16 protein-coding genes are annotated in these 17,685 nt (G+C 70.7%); 2 read left to right on the forward strand and 14 right to left on the reverse strand.

The window, feature by feature from the left end; genetic code table 11:
* Position 1: 1 nt before the first annotated feature.
* The gene (locus tag ACFHNC_RS14340) at positions 2-919 is read left to right on the forward strand and encodes a lipid A biosynthesis lauroyl acyltransferase (RefSeq protein WP_437169907.1); all 918 of its coding nucleotides are present in this window, start codon (positions 2-4) and stop codon (positions 917-919) included.
* A 50-nt stretch (positions 920-969) separates the two neighbouring features.
* On the opposite strand, the gene ACFHNC_RS14345 is transcribed toward ACFHNC_RS14340, so the two are convergent.
* The 6 genes from ACFHNC_RS14345 to ACFHNC_RS14370 all read right to left on the reverse strand — a co-directional run bounded on the left by ACFHNC_RS14345 (position 970) and on the right by ACFHNC_RS14370 (position 6,223).
* On the reverse strand, positions 970-2,076 hold the full coding sequence (locus ACFHNC_RS14345; protein ID WP_437169908.1) for a THUMP domain-containing class I SAM-dependent RNA methyltransferase: 1,107 nt from the start codon (positions 2,074-2,076) through the stop codon (positions 970-972).
* 109 nt (positions 2,077-2,185) lie between these two features.
* Positions 2,186-3,280, reverse strand: a complete 1,095-nt coding sequence (ychF, locus tag ACFHNC_RS14350; protein ID WP_437169909.1) for a redox-regulated ATPase YchF — start codon at positions 3,278-3,280, stop codon at positions 2,186-2,188.
* Positions 3,281-3,293: 13 nt separating this feature from the next.
* The gene (locus ACFHNC_RS14355; protein WP_437169910.1) at positions 3,294-3,770 is read right to left on the reverse strand and encodes a hypothetical protein; all 477 of its coding nucleotides are present in this window, start codon (positions 3,768-3,770) and stop codon (positions 3,294-3,296) included.
* A 2-nt stretch (positions 3,771-3,772) separates the two neighbouring features.
* Positions 3,773-4,342: an aminoacyl-tRNA hydrolase gene (gene pth / locus ACFHNC_RS14360; protein ID WP_437170025.1), complete on the reverse strand. Its 570-nt coding sequence runs from the start codon at positions 4,340-4,342 to the stop codon at positions 3,773-3,775.
* A 27-nt stretch (positions 4,343-4,369) separates the two neighbouring features.
* Complete coding sequence (locus ACFHNC_RS14365; RefSeq protein WP_437169911.1) at positions 4,370-5,068, reverse strand: 50S ribosomal protein L25/general stress protein Ctc; 699 nt, start codon at positions 5,066-5,068, stop codon at positions 4,370-4,372.
* Positions 5,069-5,245: 177 nt separating this feature from the next.
* Positions 5,246-6,223, reverse strand: a complete 978-nt coding sequence (locus ACFHNC_RS14370) for a Tim44 domain-containing protein (protein WP_437169912.1) — start codon at positions 6,221-6,223, stop codon at positions 5,246-5,248.
* A gap of 153 nt (positions 6,224-6,376) precedes the next feature.
* Between ACFHNC_RS14370 and ACFHNC_RS14375 the strand changes: the two genes are divergently transcribed.
* Positions 6,377-7,978, forward strand: a complete 1,602-nt coding sequence (locus ACFHNC_RS14375) for an ABC transporter substrate-binding protein (protein WP_437169913.1) — start codon at positions 6,377-6,379, stop codon at positions 7,976-7,978.
* On the opposite strand, the gene ACFHNC_RS14380 is transcribed toward ACFHNC_RS14375, so the two are convergent.
* From ACFHNC_RS14380 to lysA, 8 genes are all read right to left on the reverse strand, one after another.
* On the reverse strand, positions 7,975-8,364 hold the full coding sequence (locus ACFHNC_RS14380; protein WP_437169914.1) for a type II toxin-antitoxin system VapC family toxin: 390 nt from the start codon (positions 8,362-8,364) through the stop codon (positions 7,975-7,977). The two genes, ACFHNC_RS14375 and ACFHNC_RS14380, sit on opposite strands and share 4 nt — an antisense overlap.
* Before the next feature lie 29 nt (positions 8,365-8,393).
* Positions 8,394-8,639 (reverse strand): type II toxin-antitoxin system Phd/YefM family antitoxin, encoded by a 246-nt coding sequence (locus tag ACFHNC_RS14385; RefSeq protein WP_437169915.1) that lies wholly within the window; start codon positions 8,637-8,639, stop codon positions 8,394-8,396.
* A gap of 43 nt (positions 8,640-8,682) precedes the next feature.
* The gene (locus tag ACFHNC_RS14390) at positions 8,683-10,014 is read right to left on the reverse strand and encodes a TldD/PmbA family protein (protein WP_437169916.1); all 1,332 of its coding nucleotides are present in this window, start codon (positions 10,012-10,014) and stop codon (positions 8,683-8,685) included.
* Positions 10,011-11,276, reverse strand: a complete 1,266-nt coding sequence (locus ACFHNC_RS14395) for a M16 family metallopeptidase (protein ID WP_437169917.1) — start codon at positions 11,274-11,276, stop codon at positions 10,011-10,013. The genes ACFHNC_RS14390 and ACFHNC_RS14395 overlap by 4 nt, the downstream gene beginning before the upstream one ends.
* An 18-nt stretch (positions 11,277-11,294) precedes the next feature.
* Entirely contained in the window at positions 11,295-12,698 is a 1,404-nt protein-coding gene (gene thrC, locus ACFHNC_RS14400) for a threonine synthase (RefSeq protein WP_437169918.1), read from the reverse strand.
* Between the two features lie 44 nt (positions 12,699-12,742).
* Positions 12,743-13,591, reverse strand: coding sequence for an alpha/beta fold hydrolase (locus ACFHNC_RS14405; RefSeq protein WP_437169919.1), 849 nt, complete (start codon positions 13,589-13,591; stop codon positions 12,743-12,745).
* A 71-nt stretch (positions 13,592-13,662) separates the two neighbouring features.
* Positions 13,663-16,344 (reverse strand): DUF4175 domain-containing protein, encoded by a 2,682-nt coding sequence (locus ACFHNC_RS14410; RefSeq protein ID WP_437169920.1) that lies wholly within the window; start codon positions 16,342-16,344, stop codon positions 13,663-13,665.
* Complete coding sequence (gene lysA / locus ACFHNC_RS14415) at positions 16,341-17,684, reverse strand: diaminopimelate decarboxylase (RefSeq protein WP_437169921.1); 1,344 nt, start codon at positions 17,682-17,684, stop codon at positions 16,341-16,343. The genes ACFHNC_RS14410 and lysA overlap by 4 nt, the downstream gene beginning before the upstream one ends.
* Position 17,685 lies beyond the last annotated feature (1 nt).

Raw genomic sequence — 17,685 nt, forward strand, 5'->3', positions numbered from 1 at the left:
GTTGCCGACCCCTTCGATAAAGGCGGCCCTGAAACGCGCCGCGGATGAAACGCTGGCCGCCCTGATCCGCGGCGGTTTTGCGATGGTGCGCGCGCTGGGACCGGACCGGGCGGGGCGGATTGGCGCCGCCGTGGCGCGCAGCCTCGGCCCGCTGACCTCCGCGAACCGCATCGCACGGGAGAATATCGACGCGGCGTTCCCGGAGAAGACCGCCGAGGAACGTGCGGCGATCCTGCGGGAGAGCTGGGAGAATCTCGGCCGCACCGCCAGCGAATACGTCCATCTCGGCGACCTCTGGGATTTCGACCCGGACAACCCCAACACCGGACGTATTGAGCTGGATGCCGACAGCATGGCGCGCTTCGCGCGGCTGCGGGATGACGGCAAACCGGCCATCCTTTTCGCCGCGCATCTGGCGAATTGGGAATTGCCCGCCGTCGCCGCGCTGCGCCACGGTCTGCCGGCCGCCGCCCTGTACCGCACGCCGAACAACGCCGCGGTCGCGCGCGACATCCTGGCGCTGCGCCGTGGCGTCATGGGCGCGCTGATCCCGGCCGGCCCCGCCGCGCCGATCCGCATGATGGAGGCGCTGGATGAAGGGCTGCATCTCGGCATGCTGGTGGACCAGCGCTTCGGCCGCGGCCCGAAGATCCGCTTCTTCGGGCGGGAGGCGACGGCGATCCCGATCCTGGCCCGCCTCGCCCGCCGCTTCGACTGCCCGATCCACGGTGCCCGCGCCATCCGCCTGCCCGGCGGCCGTTTCCGGCTGGAGCTGACGGAGGCGGTGGACCTCGCGCGGGACGCGAAGGGCCTGGTGGATATCCAGGCGGCGACGCAGCAGGTGAACGACATCGTCGAGGGCTGGATCCGCGAACACCCCGGCCAATGGCTGTGGCAGCACCGCCGCTGGCGGATGTAGCCAAAGCCCTCCCCACCGCTGGGGGGGGCTGGGTGGGGGCTTAAGCCCGCTCAGGCCAGCGGCAGCGTCCGGTACAGCGCCACGCGCAGCCCGCCATGCGGCACCGGCGCGGTGTTGGGCAGGAAGGGCAGCCGGGTGGCGTGCGCCAGCTTCGGCTCGCTGGTCACCATCCCCACCCGCCAGCCAGCGAAGCGGCGCAGCATCACCTGACCGAAGGCGGCGTAAAGCGGGGCGAGGTCCGTCCCCTCCCCCATCCGGCTGCCATAGGGCGGGTTGACGATGACCAAGCCGGGCGGGCCTTCGGGTGGGGTCAACTCGCTGATCGGCGCCTGGGCGAAATCGGTGAATTCGGCAACCCCGGCGCGTTCCGCATTGGCGCGGCTCATCGCGATGGCCCCAGCATCACGGTCCCGGCCATGGCAGCGCGCCACCGGCACGCGCGCGCTTTTCACGGCGCGCATCGCCGCCCAGGCTTCCGCATCGAAGCTGGCAAGCTGTTCGAAGGCGAAGGCGCGGGACCGTCCGGGGTTCAGCCGGGCGGCGATCTCGGCCGCCTCGATGACGAAGGTGCCGGCGCCGCACATCGGGTCCACCAGCGGCTCCGTCCCCTCATAGCCGCATTGGCGCAGGAACAGCGCGGCCATCGTCTCCCGCAACGGGGCCGGGTTCAGGGCCTGCTTGTAGCCCCGCTTGTGCAGCGGCTCCCCCGATGTGTCGACGCTGATGGTGCATTGGTCGTTCTCAAGCCGCACCATCACCAGCACGCCATCCTCGGCCTGCTTCGCCCCGAGCGTCTCACGGATCGCGGTCTCGATCCGCTGCGCCGCGGCGCCCGAGTGGTAGATGCGGGACCCGGCGCAGCTTGCCTCCACCCGGAACGGCACATCGGCGCGCAGCACGCTGGCCCAATCCACGCGCCGCGCCTTGGCGTCCAACTGCGCCAGGTGCACCGCGCGGAAACTGTCGATCCGCGCCAGCACCCGCCCGGCACCGCGCAGCCAGAGGTTGGCGCGCCAGACCTCGGGCCAGCCGCCCTGGATGGTCACGCCGCCCGGCACCGCCTTGGGCCGCTTGAAACCCTTGGTTCGCACCTCCTCGAACAGCAGGGGCTCCAGGTCGGGTGCGGTGGCCAGGAAGATCTCGAAGGCGTCGGTCATGCCAAATCCCAGGGGTCGCGACCCGCGCCCGGAGGGGCGCCGCGCCGAGCGCGCACCGGCATGTGCCGGCGCGTAGCGGCGGATCGGCGACGATCCGCGAGAACTCGTCTCAGACGTTGAACCGGAACAGCAGGACGTCGCCGTCCTTCACCACATATTCCTTGCCCTCGACCCGCATCTTGCCGGCTTCCTTGGCGCCCTGCTCACCGCCGAGCGAGACGTAATCGTCGAAGGCCGTGGTCTCGCTGGCAATGAAGCCGCGCTCGAAATCGCCGTGGATCACGCCGGCAGCACCTGGCGCCTTGGTGCCGCGGGTAATGGTCCAGGCGCGCGTTTCCTTAGGCCCTACCGTGAAATAGGTGATCAGGCCGAGCAATTCATGGCCCGCGCGAATGATCCGGTCCAATCCGCTATCGGGCAGCCCCAGGCTCTCCAGGAAATCTGCCCGGTCTGCTTCCGGCATCTGGCTGATCTCGGCCTCGATGGCGGCGGAGACGATCACGGCCTTGGCGCCCTGCGCCTTCGCCATCTCGAAGACTTTTGCCGAATGCGCGTTACCCGTGCCAGCGGAGGCTTCCTCCACATTGCAGACGTACAGCACGGGCTTGCTGGTCATGAGCTGCAGCCGGCGCACCGCCTCATCCTCCCCCTTCGGGATGGCGGTGCGGGCGGCGCGGCCTTCGGTCAACGCGGCCAGGATCGGCTCGATCAGGGCGAGCTGCGCGCTGGCTTCCTTGTCGCCGCCGCGGGCGCGCTTGTTCAGGCCGTAGGCACGCTTTTCCAGGCTGTCGAGGTCGGCGAGCATCAGTTCGGTCTCGACCGTCTCGGCATCCCGCACTGGGTCCACATTGCCCTCGACATGGGTGACGTCGTCATCCTCGAAGCAGCGCAGCACATGGACGATGGCGTCCACCTCCCGGATGTTCGCCAGGAACTGGTTGCCCAGCCCCTCCCCCTTCGAGGCGCCGCGCACCAGGCCGGCGATGTCGACGAATTCCAGGCTGGTCGGGATGATTTTCTGGGACTTGCCGATCTTGGCCAGCACGCCAAGGCGCGGATCCGGCACGCCGACGCGGCCCACATTCGGCTCGATCGTGCAGAACGGGTAATTCGCCGCCTGCGCCGCCGCGGTCTGCGTCAGCGCGTTGAAAAGCGTGGACTTGCCGACATTGGGCAGGCCGACGATGCCGCAGTTGAAACCCATGGGAGATATCCGTTCAGGAGGAGGCGGCGAGCAGCGCGCAGAGATCGGCGGCGAGGGTGGAGGCGGCAATGCGCGCGGCCGCGTCATCGGTACGGAAATCCAGCGCCGCGCTGCGCAGGAAGGGCGAAAGGGTCGCAGGCGGCAGGCCGACCTTCTTCGCCGCCTCCGCGATGCGCGCGGCCTGTTCCGCCGGGGGGCGCGATTCGGCCAGCAGGGCAGCGGCATCAAGGGCCAGCGCGGCGCGCAGGGCGGCCTCGCCGGCCGTATGCAGCACCATGCGCTGGCGGCGGATGTCGGAGACGGGCTCGCCGCCCGGAACCCCGGGCGGGTTCGGCGCAGCGACGCTGCGGAGGGAGGCCGCGGCGTTCGCCAGGCCCTGCGCCTCCCGGATCAGCCCGGCGGCGAGCGCGGCGGCGCCATTGGCGAAATCCTCGGGACCCGGACCGCCGAAACCGCCATCGAACACGCTGTCTTCTTCCATGCCGCTCACGATCAACTCTCCTGGGTCAGCAGCGCCACGCGGGTCATGAAGGCCTCGTGCTGGCCCTCCGCCAGCAGCGGCGCGGCGTCCGCCACCGCGTCCAGCAGCGGCTCCACCCAGGTCTCGACCTTGGCGAAATTGCCGAGCACATGGCCGGTGACGCGGTCCTTGTGACCAGGATGGCCAATGCCGAGGCGGATGCGCCAGAAATCCGCATTGCCGAAGGCGCGGTGCATGTCCCGCAGCCCGTTATGGCCGGCGGTGCCGCCACCCTTCTTCACGCGCAGCTTGCCGGGCGCCAGGTCCAGCTCGTCGTGGAAGGCCCAGATATCGGGCGTGCCGAGCTTCAGGAAGGCGGCGGCCTGCTGCACGGCATCGCCGCTGGCATTCATGTAGGTCTCGGGCTTGAGCGCCAGGACCTTCTGGCCGCCGAGGTTGCCCTCCGCGACCAGGCCCTTGAACCGCTTGCGCCAGGCCGTGAAGCCGTGGCGCCGGGCGATGGCGTCCATCGCCATGAAGCCGATGTTGTGGCGCTGCCGCGCATGTTCCTGCCCCGGATTGCCGAGGCCGACCCAAAGCAGCGCCACGCCATCGTCTCCCTGCGCGGATTACTTCTTCTTGGCGGGTGCGGCCGGCGCGGCGGCGGCAGCCGGCTTGGCAGCGGCCTTGGCCGGCGCCTTGCCCTTGCCCTTCACCGGCTCCGGCGCAGCCACGACCACGGGGGCCAGGCTCTCGTCGATGGTCGGCGCGGCGACGGAGGCGATCATGAAGTCGCGGCCGGCGATGCCGGGGCGCGCGCCCTGATGGTCCTTGATCGCGGACCAGCGCAGGCCGTCGCCGATCTTGGCTTCGGCCAGGTCGATCTCGAAGTGGTCCGGAACCTTGTCGGTCTCGGCCAGAACCTCGACCTCACGGCGGACCACGTTCAGCACGCCGCCGGCCTTCAGGCCGACCGAGGTTTCCTCGTTCAGGAACACCACCGGCACGCGGACGCGGATACGCGCGCCGGCGGCGACGCGCTGGAAATCGATGTGGATGGGGCGATCCGTCACCGGGTGGAACTGCACCTCGCGCATGATGGTGCGCTCGGTCGGGCCGTCCTTCACGACGACCTCATACAGATGCGACTGCCAGCCGCCCTTGGTGAGTTCCTTCATGATGTCGCGCGGGTCGAAGGCCACCAGCGTCGCCGCCTGCTTCGCACCATACACCACACCGGGGACCAGCCCCTCCCGCCGGGTCGCGCGCGCTGCCCCCTTACCTGCATCTGCGCGCGCCACGGCTTCGATCCGCACTGTCTGGACCATTTGCCAGGCTCCTTCAAAAATGATGCGCCCGCTGCCTCAACCCCACAGGATGGGGCCGGGCTGGGCGCAAAGAAAATGCGCCGGCCTCCAGGGGTGCCGACGCAGCGGGGACGCCTAGCCGATGCGGGGAGCGGAGGCAAGGGCGAAGGGGGATCTGGCCCCCTTCGCCCGTGGCACTCAGCCGGTCTGCTGGATCGCCGAGAGGCGCCAGGCCTCACCCGGGAAGCGGGTGTAGGTGATGATCTCGGTCACCGTCTGCGGCTCGGTCGGGTGGCCTTCTACCACCTGGCCGGACGCGTCCTTGGTCACGTCCACGATAGAATAGCGCATCGCCACCGTCGCGTAATGCTGGCCATTCTCCTGCCAGGCCTCGGACAGATCGCCACCCTCCAGCTTGGTGTCGCTGGTGGTGTTGGTCCAGCCGCGGGCGCGCAGGTCCTTCAGGTCCTGGGCGAAGTAGTTCGTCATCTCCGAGGTGGAGAGACGGCGCAGCGCCTCCAGGTCCTGGCGGGACCAGGCATCGTTCACCGCATGCAGGTTCTGCTCGAATTCCTGGTAGTCGGATTCGACGATCTCCAGCGGCGTGGTAGCCACTTCCGGCTCGGCCGGAGCAGCCATCGGGCCGCGGGCGGCGGCCATGCCACCGGCCATCGGGCGCGGGTTGGCACCCTGCTGCATGTCACGCGCATAGGCGTTCGGCGGGCCACCGGCAGTCGCCTCGCGGCGGCTGCGGATCATGCGCATGACCAGCCAGATCACGCCGCCGATCAACGCCACCTGCAGCAGCAGGCCGAGGATGGAGGCGAAGCCGCCCAGGCCACCGAACAGGCCGGCACCAAGGAACATGCCGAACAGGCCGGCGCCGAGCAGGCCGCCCATCAGGCCGGAACGCATGCCGCCCCGCGCCGCGGCGCTGCCGGCCGCGGCCGTGCCCGCGGTTGCGGCGCCCGCGGTCGCAGCGGTCGGCGCACTTTGCGTGCGCTGCATCTGCGTCGCCCCGCCCGGGGCGGTGCTGGTCGGAGGCGGCGCCTGGTAGGTGCGGGCACCACGGCTGCCGGAGGAGGCGCCCCCGCCGCGGCGCGCTTCGGCGAAAGCTGGGGCGAGCGCCAGCGCCACGACGGCGATGGCGGCCATGAAGGTTGCTTTGCGGCGCATGGTGGGTTGGGTGACTCCGATCTGGGTTTCCTGGACGTAATATAGGGAGGTCTGGGCGGAAATGCGACTGCCACCTTGCAGGCGCCCGAATCCATTGCGGAGGGGCCATAAGCTGCGCCACGCTGCCGCATTGCAGCGCGAGACACAAAGCCGATGACACGCAAGAACCGCCTCTGGAGTACCGTTCTCTGGGGCACGGGCGCCCTTGGCCTGCTCGTGGCAGGTGCCGCCGCCGCCCAGGCGCCGCAGCCGCGGCTGTTTCGCATGGCCACCAGCGTGGATGCGGCGACGCTCGACCCGCACGCCACCAACGCCCTGTTCACCTATCTCGTGGTCAGCCAGGTCTATGAGACGCTGACGCACCGCGCCGATGACCTGAAGGTGCAGCCCGGCCTGGCGCTGCGCTGGGAACAGGTGGAGCCGACCCGCTGGCGCTTCCACCTGCGCCCGGGTGTGAAGTTCGCCGGCGGCGAGGCCTTCGATTCCGACGATGTGGTGTTCAGCATCACCCGGGCGCTGGCGCCCACCTCCAACTACGGCATCTTCGTGGACACGGTGGCCTCGGTCGAAGCGCGGGACGCATTGACCGTGGATGTGGTGACCCGCGTGCCGGACCCGGTGGTGCCGGACAAGATGACCCGCGTGCTGATGATGGACCGCGGCTGGTCCGAGGCGAACCGCGCCACCGTGCCGCAGAACTTCGCGCAGCGGGAGGAGACCTTCACCGTCCGCAACGCCAGCGGCACCGGCCCCTACGTCATCCGGACGCGGGAGACGGACCAGCGCACGGTGATGGTGCGGAACCCCAACTGGTGGGGCAGCGGCCAGATGGCCGGCAATGTCACGGAATACCACCACATCACCCTCACCTCGGATGCCACCCGCGTCGCCGCCCTGCTGTCCGGCGAGGTGGACATGGTGCATGTGGTGCCGGTGCAGGATGTGGCGCGCATCCAGCGCGACCCGCGGCTGCGGATCATCCAGGGGCAGGAAAACCGCACCGTCTGGCTCGGCCTGCGCCAGGATGTCGAGGAGCTTGCCGGCTCCGACGTGCGCGGCCGCAACCCGTTCAAGGACCTGCGCGTGCGCCAAGCCATTGCCCATGCGCTGGATGTGGAGGCGATGCGCCGCACCACCCTTCGTGGCCAGGGCGTGCCCACGGCCAGCATGTGGACCCAATTCGTCAATGGCTGGTCGGAGGATTTGGACCGCCGCCTGCCGCATGACCCGGCCAAGGCACGCGCCCTGCTGACGGAGGCCGGCTACCCGAACGGCTTCTCCGTGCCCTTCGAATGCCCGACCGGCACCTATGACGAGGCCTGCCAGGCGGTGGCCGGCATGCTGGCCCGCGCCGGTATCCGCGCGCAGCTCAACATCCTGCCCAACGCCCAGTTCTCCCAGCGCATCCGCCGGCAGGAGCCAATGATGTATGCGCTGTCCTGGGGCGTGCCGACCTTCGATGCCAGCTACACGATCCGCGCCGTCATGGCCTCCCGCGCCGTGGGTGGGGCGGCGACCTGGAATGCCGGCGGGTGGTCGAACCCGGCTTTCGACGCGCTGATCCCGCGCATCGACAGCGAACAGGACCCGGAAGCGCGGCGCGGGCTGATCCGCCAGGCGCATGCGCTGCACAATGCCGATCTGGGGCACATTCCGATGTACCACATGATGATCCCCTGGGCGCATCGGGCCGGGGTCGCGGTGACGCACCGGGCGGACAACCAGGTGCAGGTGCGGGAAATCCGGGTGGATTAGGCCGGCAGGACGGCCACACCTTCAAGCGGCGCCGCGCGGATCAGCGCGGCGTCGCGGGTTGCGAGCGGCAGGCCGCGTCGCTGGGCGAGTTCAAGATAGGCAGCGTCATAGGCCGTCAGGCCGTGGCGGGCTGCCAGGGCCAGCACGGGGCCAAGCGCCCCGGCCGGGGTCATCGGCTCCACCTCCACCGGAAGCAGCAATACCCTCCGGCAGGCTTCGGACAAGTCGCCGACCGCAATGCGGCCTCGCCTTTCGCCCTGGCGCAGAATATTCGCGACCTCCAGCGGCCAGATGGCGGGAACCACGACACCATTGCGAATTGCGGCCACGAACAGGGAGTCGGCCGCCGGGCTGGCCTCATCTTGAAAAAGATGGGCGGGATGCACGACGCATCAATGACAAAGGCAGCCACTGATCAGCGCCGACCCTCGTCCCGCAATTCGTGCCACGCGATGCCGACCAGGCTGTGCCGCACGCGGAAGTCGCGCATCTCATCCATGATGCGCGCAATCTCAGCCTCGGACCGCTTCGGCGGGAGGCTTTCCGCCGGCGCCAGCGTCGCCACCGGCCGCCCGCCTTCCGTGATGGTCAGCGTTTCCCCCCGCCGGACGCGGTGCAGCAGGTCGGAAAGTTCAGGCCGCGCTTCAATTGTGCCGTCCATGCTGGAACACTAGGCCCTGACGCGCGCCCGACGCGCGCCCGCTTCAAGCACCCGCCAGGGTCAGCCCCTCGATCCGGATGGTCGGCGCGTCCATGCCGCGGCGGAAGACCAGGTCGTTCGCCGCCGTCAGGTTCAGGAAGATGTCGCGCAGGTTGCCGGCGATGGTGATCTCGCTGACCGCCTCGGCCAGCGCGCCATTGCGGATCATGAAGCCGGCGGCGCCGCGGCTGTAGTCGCCGGTCACGCCATTCACGCCCATGCCGATCAGATCGACGACGTAGAGGCCTTCCTTGATGTCCGACATCAGTTCCGTGGGCGTCAGCGTCCCCGGCTCCAGCCACAGGTTCGAGGCAGCCGGGCCGGGCGGCCCGCCGGTGCCGCGGCTGGCATGGCCGGTGCTGGCCAGGCCAAGCTGGCGGGCGCTGCGCCAATCCAGGATCCAGCTTGTCAGCACGCCATCCTCCACGATGGCGCGCGGCTGGCCAGCCATGCCCTCGCCATCGAAGGGGCGGGACCGCAGGCCGCGCGGGCGGGTCGGATCATCCCGCACCGTGAGGCCCTTCGCCAGCACCTGCGTGCCGATCCGGTCCGCCAGGAAGGATGTGCCGCGCGCGACGGAGGCGCCGTTGATCGCCCCCAGCAGATGCCCGAGCAGGGAGGAGGAGACACGCGGGTCGAACACCACCGGAATTCGCGCCGTCTTCGCCCGCACCGGGTTCAGCCGCCCGATCGCCTTCTCCGCCGCTCGCCGCCCGATCGTCGCCGGGTCTTCCAGGTCGGCCAGATGGACGACGGAGGACCATTCATAATCCCGCTCCATCCCCGTCCCCTGCCCGGCCAGCGCCGTGCAGGACAGGCTGTGGGAGGTCCGCACGTAATGCCCGGCAAAGCCGGCAGAGGTGGCAAGCGCGATGCGGATGCGGCCCCAGCTTGCATCCGCGCCCTCGCTGTTGGTCACGCCCTTCACTGCCAGCGCCGAATCCTCGGCCGCCGCGGCGCGGGCGATCAGGTCTTCCGCCGTGGGTTCGGTGGCATCCGCCAGGTCCAGCGGCCCGGCATCGCGCGGCGCGTCGAACTGGTCGGCCAGGCCCCCGAAGGGGTCCTCCGGCACCACCTTCGCCATCGCCACAGCGCGTTCCGCCAGCGCGGCAAAGCCCGCAGGGTCGGCGACGGTGGTGGAGACGATGGCCTGGCGCTGGCCGAGGAACACCCGCAGCCCGATATCGAAGCCCTCGGACCGCTCCAATTGCTCGATCCGCCCGAGGCGGCGGGAGACGCTGAGCGAGGCGTTCTGGACATGCAGCGCATCGGCGCTGTCCGCCCCGGCACGGCGGGCGGCGGCGACGAGGTCCGAAAGCAGGTCCAGTTCGCTCACGCCGCCAGCCTCTCGATGATGGCGGGCAGCCCCGGCACCTTGCCGGCCGGGCCGAGGGCCGCCAGCGTCGGCGCGCCGCGGAACGCCATCGCGGCGGCTTCCTGGACTTCCGCCACCGTCACCGCGGCGATGCGCGCCTTTGTTTCCTCGGTCGGGATGATGCGGCCATGCACCTGGAGCTGGCGGGCCAATTGCTCGCAGCGGCTGCCGGTGGACTCCAGGCTCATCAGCAGGCTGGCGCGAAGCTGCGCCTTGGCGCGGGCCAGTTCATCCTCGGAGACGTCGTGCTGCACGCGGCGCAGCTCCTCCAACGCGACCGGCACCAGTTCTTCCGCCTGGTCCTCACCCGTGCCCGCATACACGGCGAACAGCCCGCCATCGGCGAAGGGGGAGGCGAAGGAATAGATGGAATAGACCAGCCCGCGCTTCTCCCGGATCTCCTGGAACAGGCGAGAGGACATGCCACCGCCGAGCAGGGTCGAAAGAAGCTGGGTCGCCATATGCAGCTTGTGGTTGGCGGCGACGGAGGGGAAGCCGAGGCACAGATGCACCTGGTCCAGGTCCCGCTCCTCGCGGAACTCCCCGCCGGTATAGCGCGCTGGCTCCGGCACCGCGGCGATCGCCGCCGGCAGCTCGGAAAAATGCCGCTGGGCGAGGTCGAGCAAATCCTCATGCTCCAGCGCGCCGGCGGCCGCCACCACCATGCGGGACGGGCCGTAATGGCGGCGCATATAGCCGGTCAGCGCCTCCCGGCTCATCGCCTTGATCGTGTCCTCGGTGCCTAGCACCGGGCGGCCCATGGCCTGGGACCCGTAGGCGGTGGCCTGGAAATGGTCGAAGACGATATCGTCCGGCGTGTCGTTCGCTTGGCCGATCTCCTGCAGGATCACGCCGCGCTCACGCTCCAGCTCCTCCGGCACGAAGGTGCTGTGGGACAGGATGTCGCCCAGGATATCGGCAGCGAGGCCCACATCCTCCTTCAGGATCTTGGCGTAGAAGGCGGTGTTCTCGCGGGAGGTATAGGCGTTCAGATGGCCGCCGACATTCTCGATCTCGCGCGCGATGGCGGCGGCATCCCGGCGCTCGGTGCCCTTGAAGGCCATGTGTTCCAGGAAGTGGGAGACGCCGTTTTCCGGCGCCGCCTCATGCCGCGTGCCGGCATCGACATAGGCACCGATCGAGACGGTCTCGACCCGCGGCATCTTCTCGGACACGACCGTCAGGCCGCTCGGCAGCCGGGTCAGGCGAATGGCGTCGTTCATATGTGTCCTTCGCCGCGGTCAGGCGACGTTGCGGAGGGTGTGGCGTCGCACGAAGGCCTCGATCTGGCCGAGATCGGCCGGCAGGCGGGAGAAACGCTCGGGACGCTCATATAGGTCGGCCAGCCGCGAAGGCAGGGGGGCCTCCATGCCGGTGGCCTGCCGCACCGCATCCGGGAATTTCGCCGGATGCGCGGTGGCGGCCACCACGATGGGGATGGCGGGGTCGGAGGGCGGGCTGGCCATGGCGGCGGCGGTGCCGATGGCGGTGTGCGGATCCGCCAGGTAGCCCTGCCCATGCAGCCGCCGGATTTCCTCCAGCGTGCCGGCATCATCCAGCGCGAAGCCACGGAACACCCGGGTGGCGCTGTGCCAGGCGGCGTCGGGCACCGGCATGCGGCCCTCCGCCCGGAAGCGGAGCATGGTGTTCGCGGTCGCCGCGGCATCGCGGCCCATCAACTCGAACAGCAAACGCTCGAAGTTGGAGGAAACCTGGATGTCCATGGACGGGGAGAAGGAGGGCTCGACGCTCCGCATCGTCATGTCGTTGTCCGACAGGAAGCGGGTCAGGATGTCGTTGCGGTTGGAGCCGATCAGCAATTGCGCAATCGGGAGCCCCATGCGCCGCGCCGCCCAGGCCGCCAGCACATTGCCGAAATTGCCGGTCGGCACGGAGAACGCCACCTCCCGGTCCGGCGCGCCGAGCGCCAGCGCGGAGGCGACGTAGTAGGGGATCTGCAGCGCAATCCGCGCCCAGTTGATGGAGTTCACCGCCGAAAGCCGCATCTCCGTCCGGAACGGCGTATCGGCGAACATCGCCTTCACCAGATCCTGGCAATCGTCGAAGGACCCTTCGATGGCCAGGTTCGCCACATTCGGCGCCAGCACCGTGGTCATCTGCCGGCGCTGCACCAGGCTGGTGCGGCCCTCCGGGTGCAGGATGACGATGTCGATCGCAGCGCGGTCGCGGATGGCCTCGATGGCGGCGGAGCCGGTGTCGCCCGATGTGGCGCCGACGATGGTCAGGCGTTCGCCGCGCCGCGCCAGCACATGCTCGAACAGCGGCCCGAGGGCCTGCATCGCCATGTCCTTGAAGGCCAGCGTTGGGCCGTGGAACAGCTCCAGCGCGAAAACCCGGGTGTCGAGCTGCACCAGCGGCGCGACCGCCGGGTGGCCGAAGCCGGCATAGGCCTGGCGCAGCATCGGCAGCAGCGTCGCGTGGTCCGGCTGGCCGCCGGTGAACAGCGACAGGATGCGGGCGGCGAGATCCGGATAGGGCAGGCCGCGCAGGCCGCGCCATTCGGCGCTGGTCAGCACCGGCCAGGTCTCGGGCACGAACAAGCCGCCATCCTCGGCCAGCCCGGCCAGCAGGACGCCTTCGAAATCGCGCGACGGGGCCTCGCCGCGGGTGGAGATGTAGCGCATGCGTCCTGAATAGCCCGCCGCGCCGCGCACCGCGAGGGGGTGGCCTAATCGCCCTGTGCGTGCCCGACCTCGATCAGAAAGGCCTCCACCAACGCGTTGAAGGCGGCGGGGTGCTCGAAATAGGTGGAATGGCCGGCATCCGGCACCGGCGCGACCCGCGCGCCGGGAATCTCCGGCGCCATGGCGTGCAGCGAGAAGGGCGCGATCACCAAGTCCTGGCCGCCGGGGATGAACAGCACCGGGCAGTTGCCGCCGGCCAGATCCGCGGGCGGACGGCGGCGCATCTCGCCCATCCGGGCACGCAGCGCTTCCTTGTCCAGTCCGGCACTCAGCCTGTCCAACTGGCCGTACAGATGATGCAGCGCCGGCTGGCGTTCCGCCATGGCCGGGCCGGCAGCGGGGTGGATGCCCTGGGCCGCCATCGCGGCACGCGCCTCGGCGGAGTCCGTCATCCAGCCCTCCAGCCGCCCCCGCGCCGGCTCCCGCATCTGTCGCGGGTCCAGCGAGCCGGTGGTCGCCGCCAGCACCAAGGCGCGCAGCCGCCCGGGGCGGGCCAGCGCATACTCCACCCCGGTCCAGCCACCCATGGACTGACACACCAGCGCGATGTCGCCGAGCCCAAGATGGCCCACCAGCGCCGCCAGATCCCCCGCATATTCGCGCGGATCCGGCCCGCCTTCCGGCGCGGTGGAGGGAAAGAAGCCGCGGTGGGAGAAGCTGATGCAGGTATGGCGCGGTGCGAAATGCGCCACCTGCTGGAACCAGGACAGGTAGCAACCGCCGAGCCCATGCGCGAAGACGATCGGCGGGCCGCTGCCCGTCACCTCATAGGTGATGGTGCAGCCCGGGCGATCCAGCGTGCCGAGACGGCGGGCGGGTGCGGTGAAGGACAAGGGCGCGGCCTCCTGGAATGGACGCGCAGCCTACAGGGTGAGGCCGGCCCGAAAAGCCCCCAGAGGAAACGTCAGAACCGCCGCAGCAGCCGATCGATGTAATCCAGTTCCTCCTGTGGCCGGGTCCGCTCGGCGCCGCGCTTGCGCAACTCCTCCTGGATCCGGCGGGTGCGGAGCAGTTCCGCCTCATCCGGCACGCGGGTGTCGCTGCCATTGTCCTGGGCACCAGGGGCCTCGCGCGACCGGCGGCCGAGCGGGTCGCGGCCCGGGCCTTGACCCTGGGCGTTCTCCTGCCCGCCTTCCTGCCCGTTCTGGCCCTGGCCCTGGCCGAACATCTCGCCCTCGCCTTCGCCTTCGCCTTCGCCCTCACCCTCGCCCGGCTCGCCCCGGCCGAATTGGCGCTGCATCTGCTGCGCCATCTGGCGGCCCCCTTCCTGCAATTCGCGGATCGCGGTCTGCTGCGGGGTGCGGGCATCACCGCCCTGGGCCAGCGCCTCCTGCGCCTCTCGCATCGCCTGGTCGGCGCGGCCGAGGGGGGCGGGGATTTCGCCGGTCAGGTCACCGAATTGCTGCATCACCTCGCCCAGGGCGCGGCGCAGCGCACGCTGGGTCAGGGACTCGCGCGCCGCATCGGTGCGGCCTTCGGCCTCTGCCGGGTTCGGCTGGCCAGGCGGGGGCTCCGGCTGCTGGGGCTGGCGGGACCAGGGGGCGCGGTTCTGCAGTTGGCGGGCGCGGCGCTCGGCCTCCTGGCGCTGTGTCTCGACCTCGGCACGGCGGTGGCCGCTATCCAGCATCTGGGTCTGGCGGCGCACCATGTCCTGCACCACGCCCATCTGCTGCTGGCCGCGCTGGCGCTGCTGGCGGTTGCGCTCCGCCGCCTCGTTCTGCGGGGTGCGGCCTTCCTCCAGCGCGCGCAGCATCTCCTCCAGCTCCGCCAGCTCGCGCTCGGCATCCTGCGGGCGCTGGTCGCGGTTGGCTTCTCGCATCCGGTCGGTGCGGCGTTCCAGGTCGCGGCGGTCCATCAGGCGGTTCTGCGGGTCGGTGGTCATCGACTCCGCGTTTTCCTGCTGCAGCCGCTCGGCCAGCGCTTCCAGATGCTGGCGGATGGCGTCGCGCAGTTCCTGGATGCGGCGATCCGTCTCCGCCCGCTGTTCCTGAGCCTGCTGGTCCTGTTCCTGGGCCTGCTCCGGCGTCCGTTCCTGTTGCTCGGCCTGCTCGCGCTCCGCCTGTTCGCGAAGCTGCTGTTCCAGCGCCTCCCGCAGCTCGGCGCGGGCCTGTTCCAGGGCGCGGGCGGTGCGGTCGGCGCGGCCTTCCTCCAGCGCCAGGGCGGTTTCCCACATCAGATCCTGCGCCTCCTCCACCGCCGCCGGGCGCTGGTCGCGCAGCAGGCGGTGGCGCGCGGAGCGCAGCGCCAGGAAGGTCGTGGTGTCGTGTTCGAAGGCCTCCGGCGCGCCGGAAAGCCGGTCCAGCTCGGCCCGCACCTCCCGCCGCGCCGTGGGGTCCAGCGACAGCGCCTTGCGGAGCGTGATCAACGCCACCGCGACCGGATGGGTGAAGGCTCGTTCCGGCAGGGTCACGCGGGCAGGGTTGGAGCGACCCTCCTGCCCCGCCCCGTCCCGCGCCAGAAGCTGCACCTCCACCTCCAGCCCGGCCCAGGGATGGGCGGACAAATCGGGACCGGCGATGCCATGGGCCTCGCGCGGCTGCACGCTGGGTAGGTTGATGTCGATCGCGTGGGCCGGCGCCTGCGGCCGCGCCACCAGGCGGAATTCCGCCACCAGCCCGGCCAGGCCCCAATCATCCTCCGCCTGCCAGGGCAGGCGCAGCGCCAGGCCGCGCTGGGCGCGGGCGGGCGGTTCGCTGAAACCGGCGGTCGGCGGCTGGTCGGCCTGCACGGTCAGGGACCAACCCGCGACCTCCGACCCGTTGCGGCGGATCACCAGCCGCGCGCCCTGGTCGAGCCGCGCCTCCGCCGCCCAGGATTGGGCATCGAGGGCGCGGAAGGGCATCGCCTCCCCGCCAAGCTGCAGTTCCGGCGCACCGCCGCTGCCGCCCGAGAGCGCCACCTGCAAGCGGCTGCCCTGCGGCACCGTTACCTCGCCGCCGGCCGTGTCCAGGAAGATGGGCGCGGCATTGGTATAGGCGGGCGGCGTCACCCAGGCTTCCAGCCGCAGCGCCGGCGCGGCCACCGCCAGGCCGAATTCCGGCAGCAGGGCGCGGCGCAGCCGTTCCGGCGCCTCCGCCCCCGCCATCACCAGCGCGGCGCCCAGCGCGAGGCCCAGCCCGGCGCGCAGCGCGATCGGGTCCCGCCTCGCCAGTCCCGGCCGTGGCAGGCCAACGCGCAGCTTGTCGATGGAGGCGGTGGTGCGGCGCCGATGCGCCTCCCACACCGCCAGGGCCACGGGGTCATTCCCCGCCGGCCGGTCCGCCAGCGCGGCGAGCGGCCGGTGGGCGAGGCCGGAGGCCGCCTCCAGCCGCCGATCAGCCTCCGACGGCTTCGGCACGGCCACGCCGCGGAAGCCGCGGATGCCGGCATAGATGGCGGCCAGCGCGAAGAAGAAGGTCAGAAAGGGCCGCAGCCAGGACGGCAGCAGCAGCGGCAGGCCGAGCAGCGCGACCAGCAGGAACAGCCCGACCACGCCGAGCGGCGGCCACAAGGCGGGCCAGAGCCGTTCCCAGCCCAGCGCCAACCGCGCCAGAATCCGGCGCCGCGGCAAAACGCGAAGCGGGTAGGCCTCGCGCCGGCCGCTCATGCGGCGAACCACTCCGGCAGTCGTTGGCCGGCCAGCAGGGCGTCCTGGGTCTGGCGCTCGCGCACCGTGGCGAAGCGGTCGCCATCCACCAGCACTTCGGCGGCCAGGAGCCGGTTGTTGTAGGTGCTGCTCATCGCCGCGCCGTAGGCTCCCGCATCCAGGAAGGCCACGAGGCTACCCGGTTCCAGACGTGGAAGGCCACGATTTCGCGCAAAGGTGTCGCCCGATTCGCAGATCGGTCCGACCACATCGGCCGGCGCCACGGCGGCGGTGTAATCGGCGGGCGCGACCGGGACGATGCCATGCCAGGCATCGTACATCGCCGGGCGCACCAGATCGTTCATCGCCGCATCCAGCACCACGAAGCGGCGCTCGGCGCCCTGCTTCTGCAGGATGACGGAGGCCAGCAACACGCCGGCCGGCCCTGCGATCCAGCGCCCCGGTTCCACCATCAGCTCCACGCCCAGATTGCCGAGGGTGGCCTGGATGGCACCCGCCAGGGCCGCCGGGTGCGGCGCCGGCTCGTCCCGGTACGGGATGCCGAGGCCGCCGCCGCAATCGACGCGCTCCACCGGCAGCCCCTGGGCGCGCAGCGTGCGGACCAGGTCGGCCAGATGGCCATAGGCGATGCGGTAGGCGGAGACGCCGGCGGTGATCTGGCTGCCGATATGCACGGCCACGCCGATCGGCTGGATGCCGGGCAGGCTCGCCATGCGGGCATACAGTGCCGGGGCGTCGCCGATGGCGATGCCGAACTTGTTCTCCGACTTGCCGGTGGTGATCTTGGCGTGGGTCTTGGCATCCACATCCGGGTTCACCCGCAGCGCCACGCGGGCGGTGCGGCCCATGCCAGCGGCAATGGCGGAGATCATCTCGACCTCCTCCGCGCTTTCGGCGTTGATCTGCTGGATGTCCTCGGTCAGCGCCAGGCGGATTTCCGCCAGCGTCTTGCCGACGCCGGAGAAGACGATGTGGCTGGCCGGGATGCCGACGGCGCGGGCGGCGCGAAGCTCACCTTCGGAGACGACATCGGCACCGGCCCCGGCCTGCCCCAGCGTCCGCAGCACGGCGAGGTTCGGGTTGGCCTTCACCGCGAAATGCACCTGCGCGCCGAGGCGGGCATCGTCCAGCGCGGATTGCAGCATGGCCAGGCGGCGGCGCAGCGTGTTGGCGGAGTAGACCCAGGTGGGGCTGCCGACCGCGGCGGCGATGCGCGCCAGCGGCACCTCCTCCATCATCAGCCCGGCCAGCGGGTCCATGCGGAGATGCGGGCGGAGGGCGAGCAGCTCGGCGAAGCTGGGGTCGGAATCCGGGTGGAGCTGGGGAGCGGGTGCGGCCATG

The organism is Falsiroseomonas sp. E2-1-a4, assembly GCF_051433165.1.
Lineage (GTDB): Bacteria > Pseudomonadota > Alphaproteobacteria > Acetobacterales > Acetobacteraceae > Falsiroseomonas.

What these genes read in the sequence shown, in the direction of transcription:
- ACFHNC_RS14345 (WP_437169908.1), bottom strand. Translation starts at nt 2,076, where the DNA reads ATGACCGACGCCTTCGAGATCTTCCTGGCCACCGCACCCGACCTGGAG.
- ychF (WP_437169909.1), bottom strand. Translation starts at nt 3,280, where the DNA reads ATGGGTTTCAACTGCGGCATCGTCGGCCTGCCCAATGTCGGCAAGTCC.
- ACFHNC_RS14365 (WP_437169911.1), bottom strand. Translation starts at nt 5,068, where the DNA reads ATGGTCCAGACAGTGCGGATCGAAGCCGTGGCGCGCGCAGATGCAGGT.
- ACFHNC_RS14370 (WP_437169912.1), bottom strand. Translation starts at nt 6,223, where the DNA reads ATGCGCCGCAAAGCAACCTTCATGGCCGCCATCGCCGTCGTGGCGCTG.
- ACFHNC_RS14375 (WP_437169913.1), top strand. Translation starts at nt 6,377, where the DNA reads ATGACACGCAAGAACCGCCTCTGGAGTACCGTTCTCTGGGGCACGGGC.
- ACFHNC_RS14385 (WP_437169915.1), bottom strand. Translation starts at nt 8,639, where the DNA reads ATGGACGGCACAATTGAAGCGCGGCCTGAACTTTCCGACCTGCTGCAC.
- ACFHNC_RS14395 (WP_437169917.1), bottom strand. Translation starts at nt 11,276, where the DNA reads ATGAACGACGCCATTCGCCTGACCCGGCTGCCGAGCGGCCTGACGGTC.
- thrC (WP_437169918.1), bottom strand. Translation starts at nt 12,698, where the DNA reads ATGCGCTACATCTCCACCCGCGGCGAGGCCCCGTCGCGCGATTTCGAA.
- ACFHNC_RS14410 (WP_437169920.1), bottom strand. Translation starts at nt 16,344, where the DNA reads ATGAGCGGCCGGCGCGAGGCCTACCCGCTTCGCGTTTTGCCGCGGCGC.
- lysA (WP_437169921.1), bottom strand. Translation starts at nt 17,684, where the DNA reads ATGGCCGCACCCGCTCCCCAGCTCCACCCGGATTCCGACCCCAGCTTC.